The sequence below is a fragment of the uncultured Methanobrevibacter sp. genome, assembly GCF_937906425.1.
In the GTDB taxonomy this organism is placed as follows: Archaea; Methanobacteriota; Methanobacteria; order Methanobacteriales; family Methanobacteriaceae; genus Methanobrevibacter.
In genome coordinates this window covers 1-5,220 of sequence record NZ_CALCYR010000312.1, presented here as the reverse complement: position 1 = coordinate 5,220, position 5,220 = coordinate 1, and the positions used below count along the sequence as shown (strand labels likewise).

General features: G+C 31.4%; 3 protein-coding genes. All 3 read left to right on the top strand.

Annotated elements, in window-relative coordinates:
• Nucleotides 1-126 precede the first annotated feature (126 nt).
• The 3 genes from Q0138_RS09240 to Q0138_RS09230 all read left to right on the top strand — a co-directional run bounded on the left by Q0138_RS09240 (nt 127) and on the right by Q0138_RS09230 (nt 5,118).
• Complete coding sequence (locus tag Q0138_RS09240; RefSeq protein ID WP_297983820.1) at nt 127-2,280, top strand: pyruvate formate lyase family protein; 2,154 nt, start codon at nt 127-129, stop codon at nt 2,278-2,280.
• 629 nt (nt 2,281-2,909) lie between these two features.
• A complete protein-coding gene (locus Q0138_RS09235; protein ID WP_297983817.1) occupies nt 2,910-3,680 on the top strand; it encodes a 4Fe-4S cluster-binding domain-containing protein in 771 nt (256 codons plus the stop codon).
• 226 nt (nt 3,681-3,906) lie between these two features.
• A complete protein-coding gene (locus tag Q0138_RS09230) occupies nt 3,907-5,118 on the top strand; it encodes an MnmC family methyltransferase (RefSeq protein WP_297983814.1) in 1,212 nt (403 codons plus the stop codon).
• Nucleotides 5,119-5,220: the final 102 nt, after the last annotated feature.

The following is a 5,220-nucleotide window of genomic DNA, read 5'->3' as shown; positions in this document are numbered from 1 at the left end:
TAATTAATCTAATTAATCTATTTAATTTATTTAATTTATTTAATTTATTTAATTTATTTATTAAGGTTTTATTTAATTTATTTATTAAGATCTTAAAATTTTCATAAAACTATTAGGGGATGTACCATGAATCCGATTTTAAAAAACATTGCTAAATCCACTTATCATAAGGCGGAAAACAATTCACTTGGAAAAAGGTCAATCAATTTAGCATTCACTGCACGCAAACTTAGCCGCAGGTTTGGCAGCAGTCAAAAGGCTTCCAGTTATTTGGCTCGCAATATGCATAAATACTATCTCTCCAGCTCCAAGTTTTCAAAGGGGATTCAAATCAAAAACCTTCTTCAGAAAGTTGAAATTGACATTTCCCAATCCGGATTCATATTCTTTTTGGACGAATTTAAGAATTTGAGTGAGGACGGACATGTTATAGACAATATTTCCATAGACTATTCACGCATTTTAAAATATTCCCTATATGATTATGATGAGGCCTATTACAACTATAAGTTTGAGTCCCGATTAAAGTCCTCTGAGTTTATTGAAAACCAGCAGGCCTTGCTTGATGGAATTGAACTCTTTATCTATAAAATCATAAAGAAAATCAACGCTTCAAACCGTCCGGACAAGTTCAAGTTTGCAAAGTTTTTTGAGGGCATGATTGACAAGCCTGCAAGGCACTTTGAAGAGGCTCTTCAAAGAATACTCTTTTTCAATCAATTATTATGGCAAACCGGCCATGGATTAAATGGCTTAGGTCGCTTGGACAAGATTTTGGAAGACTATTATTTTGATGATATCAATAATGGGGTCATCACTCGGGAAGAGGCTTTTGAAATGGTTAAGGACTTTTTAAAAACCTTGCATTCCTATTACTGGTATAAGAGCGCTGCCCTGATGGGAGACACCGGTCAGGTTATAGTTCTTGGAGGCAAATTCGCCGATGAGTTGGGAAACTATTATTTCTACAATGACTTGACTTATATGTTCATTGAAGCGGTCTGCAATCTTCAATTGCCTGACCCTAAGGTGCTTCTACGTGTAAGTGAGGAGACTCCCCGTGACTTGATAGAGCTTTCCTTAAAGTCAATTGCAACCGGAATAGGCTGTCCTTTGTTTTCAAACGATGAAATTGTAATAGAAAAAATGGTGGAATTTGGCTATGATTATGAGGATGCTGAAAATTATGTTGTTTCAGCCTGTTGGGAACCTGCAGCAGTTGGAAAGGGTCTTGAACAGAACAACATAAATTTCATTTCATTCCTAAAGCCATTAAATGATTTGTTGGACAATGAATCCAATGAGACAATCAGGTCAATTGAGAATTTTGAAGATTTGTTTGAAATGTATAAGGGATACCTTAAGGCTGAAGCGGACAATCTGATCAATGTTTTGGATTCAATTAAATGGAATGTGGATCCATTGCTTTCCCTCTTTATAGATGATTGCAATGTAAAGGGTTTGGACATTTCACAGGGAGGTGCAAAATACAATCATTATGGAATAACCACAGTTTCACTTGCAAACACTGTCAACAGTCTTTTGAACCTTAAAAAGCTTGTTTTTGAAGGAAATATAAGTGATTTTATTGAGGTGGAACAATCCAGATTCTCACGTGGGAAAACATATGATTTTTATGAATTGAACAGAATCAGAAAGTCCAATTTCAAAGGAAAGGACAATCAAATTCTAAAACTCCTTAAGGGACAGGAGCTTTACTTTGGAGTGGATGATGATGAGGTAATCTCCCTTTCAAATGAGATTATTAATTATTTAGAAGACTGCATTAAGGATTATGTAAATGGCTTTGGAGGAAAAATCAAGTTTGGTTTAAGCGCTCCATCATACATAAGTGCAGGAGAGGAAGTTTCAGCTTCATTTGACGGAAGAAGAGCAGGAGAACCTTTCTCAACACACATTTCATCTGATTCCAACAAGGATTTCACTGAACTTTTAAGGTTTGCATCAAAACTGGATTATTCCGGAGCAAAGTTCAATGGAAATGTTGTGGACATGATGGTTTCACCAAGTTTCATTGAGGAAAACTTTGAAAAGTTTACAGACTTCATTATTGCAAGCATTAAATTAGGCTTTTTCCAAATGCAGATGAATGTTGTTGACAGCAAGACCTTGATTGAGGCAAAGGAAAATCCAGAGGCCCATCCAAATCTAATTGTTAGGGTTTGGGGATTCAGCGCTTATTTCAATGACTTGCCGGAATCCTATAAAGACCTTCTAATAGAAAGAGCTCTAAAAAACGAAGGAAAAATAGCTGTTTAAGTTTTTTAATTTAATTTCTTTTTTTTATTTAATTTACTTTTTTTAATTTTTTACAATTCCAAGTTCTTTATTTAATAGATAACCATTTTTGGTCAAGGTTTTTAATCGCCGAAGGCGATTAAAAAGCTTGAAGGTAAATCTAAGTTAATCCATTAGAGGGTGCCAATTTTTGAGTTTTTTTTGCACAATAATTTTTCACAGCTATTAATTTTTGCATTTTTGTGTTTTTGCACAATATTGTTTTCTCAGTTATTGTTTTTTGCATTTTTTGTGTTTTTGCACATTATTGTTTTCACACTTTTAATTTTTGCACATTTATGTTTTCACACAATAATGTTTTCTCACTTTAAAATTTTCTAATTTTCTTGTTTTTTCATCTTTTCGCATCTAAACAAGCTTTAAATAGTTTAAAAACAAAGTATTATTTGGCTTTAATCATTTAATTTCATTTGGATTTAAAAATATTTATTTCAACAAAATATCTAAATTTTATTTGATTATTTCAGTTTAAAATAAGATAAAAATAAATTTTAGTTTTAAAACTTTATTTTAATGGATTTTCGGATAAATACTAAATAGTATAAACAGTAAATATGATTATGTTGATAATATAAAATTCAGGTGCTAAAATGACAGTTAGAATTACAAACATTCAACATTTTTCTCTTCATGACGGCAATGGGATTAGAACAACCGTCTTTTTAAAAGGATGTAATCTGACTTGTCCATGGTGCTGCAATCCAGAAACCATCAATTATTCAATAGATGAATTTAGGGAAGATGGAATCTTAAAGTCATTTGGATATGATATAAGTTTAGAGGATTTGGAAAAGGAAATATTAAAGGATGAGATTTATTATTCAAATGGCGGCGGAGTAACCTTCTCTGGAGGAGAGGCATTAATTCAAATAAAAAATCTCCTTCCACTTTTGGAAAACTTAAAGGAAAATGGAATAAACATATGTTTTGAAACTTCTCTATCAGTTTCAACCGATCTTCTTAAATTGGCAATTCCATACATTGATGAATTGTTTATTGACATAAAGATTTTGGATAAAAAAGAGGCCAAAGAAGTTTTAAATTTGGATTTGGATTTGTTTTTGAATAATTTAAAAATCATTAAAAATTCCACTATCAAAAAGGAAAACATCACCTTTAGAATTCCTTTAAATAATGAATATACCTTAAAGGAAGAGAATTTAAATAAAATAATCGATCTTTTAAAGGACTTCAAAGAATTCAATGTTGAAATATTCAAGATCCATAATTTGGCAGAATCAAAATACAAACTATTGAATATGGAACTTTATGATTTTTCAGAAGTCAGTGATGAGAAAATAAATGAAGTTTACAGAATGCTTTTGGAAGTAAATAAAAATATTAGGATTATTTCTTTATAATCCCTAAAAAATAGAATTTTTTAATATTTTATCAATAAAAAATTATTAATATTTGAATATTCAATTTGGATTAATTTACTTAAAAAAAATACTATTTCAATTTGAATTAATTTACTTAGAAATTAATAAAAAAATACAATTTCAATCTGAATTAAATAACTAAAAATATTAACAAAAAAATACAATTTCAATTTGAATTAATTTACTTAAAATATTGTGTGATTAAATGAGCTATGTTGAAGAATCTACCGTAATAAATGAAACTATCTATGATTTAATTAATCAAGCCTTTGAAAATGAAAGAAAAAATCATGATGATGCATATAGAACATCTATCTTCTCAGATTATAATGATTATTTTGTAAAAACCGATGATGGTTCATACAGCATAAAGTCAAAGGAAATAAATCATAAGGTAGAAACATTACATACCTCAACAGGAGCAATAAGCGAATCATTTGAAAAGTTCATAAAGCCATTGAAATTAAATTATGATGAGGACATAGCCATTCTTGACATTTGCGCCGGACTTGGATACAACAGTTCAGCAGCCATTGATGATTTTTTAAAAAATGCAAATGGCACATCTCTTAAAATAGACATGCTTGAAATATCAAAGCCAACCCTTGCTGCAGGTCTTATGGTGCCATCACCTATAGCGGCACATGACATTACAAAAAGGGCAATTGAAAAGGCATTGATTGATTGCGGCTATGCAGCACTTGAACTTGAAAAGACAGAAATTCCGGAAAACATGGAATTAAACATTCATATAGATGATGCAAGACAGGTTATACAAAAGCTTGAGGACAATTCCTATGATGCAATATTTTTAGATCCCTTTTCACAAAACATGTCTCCTGAACTTGTAAGCGTTGACTTTTTCAAGGAATTTATGAGAGTGATAAAGGATGATGGAATTGTCTGTACATACACTTCCTCCTCACCAGTAAGGATGGGTTTTATAGAGGCAGGATTCTATGTATCCCTCGGACCAATATTCGGACGTTTCCAGGGAGGAACATTGGCATCACCAAGTACAAAAAACCTAAGCAAATCACTTGTAAAGAATGATGAGATAAAGATGGCATTGTCTGATGTTGGAATTCCATTCAGGGATCCTAATCTAAACTTGTCATCAGAGGAGATTCTTAACAATAGAACAGAGGAACGTCATCGTGCACGTCACAACACCAAGATATCATCAGCGGTCAAGACCCCTATATTTTTAGCTCAGGAAATGGATGATGAGCCACTTAAAAGAAGGGTTGAGAGAAACTTGGCTAAAATGAACATTCCTGGAGTTTTGTCTGAGGAAGCATTTTATTTGGTAGAAGTTGAAGAGAATTACAGTGAAGATTATAGTGAGGAAAATAATACAAGAACACGTGTTCTTGAAATGGTAAAAAGATTGGATGAAATTAAGAATAAAAAATAAGTGTTAAATTAGGTTTTAACTCATGATTTAAGTTTTTAATTTTAAAAAAATTATTTTCATCATTTTAATTTTTATTCCATTTCTATTTTTACCATTATTTTT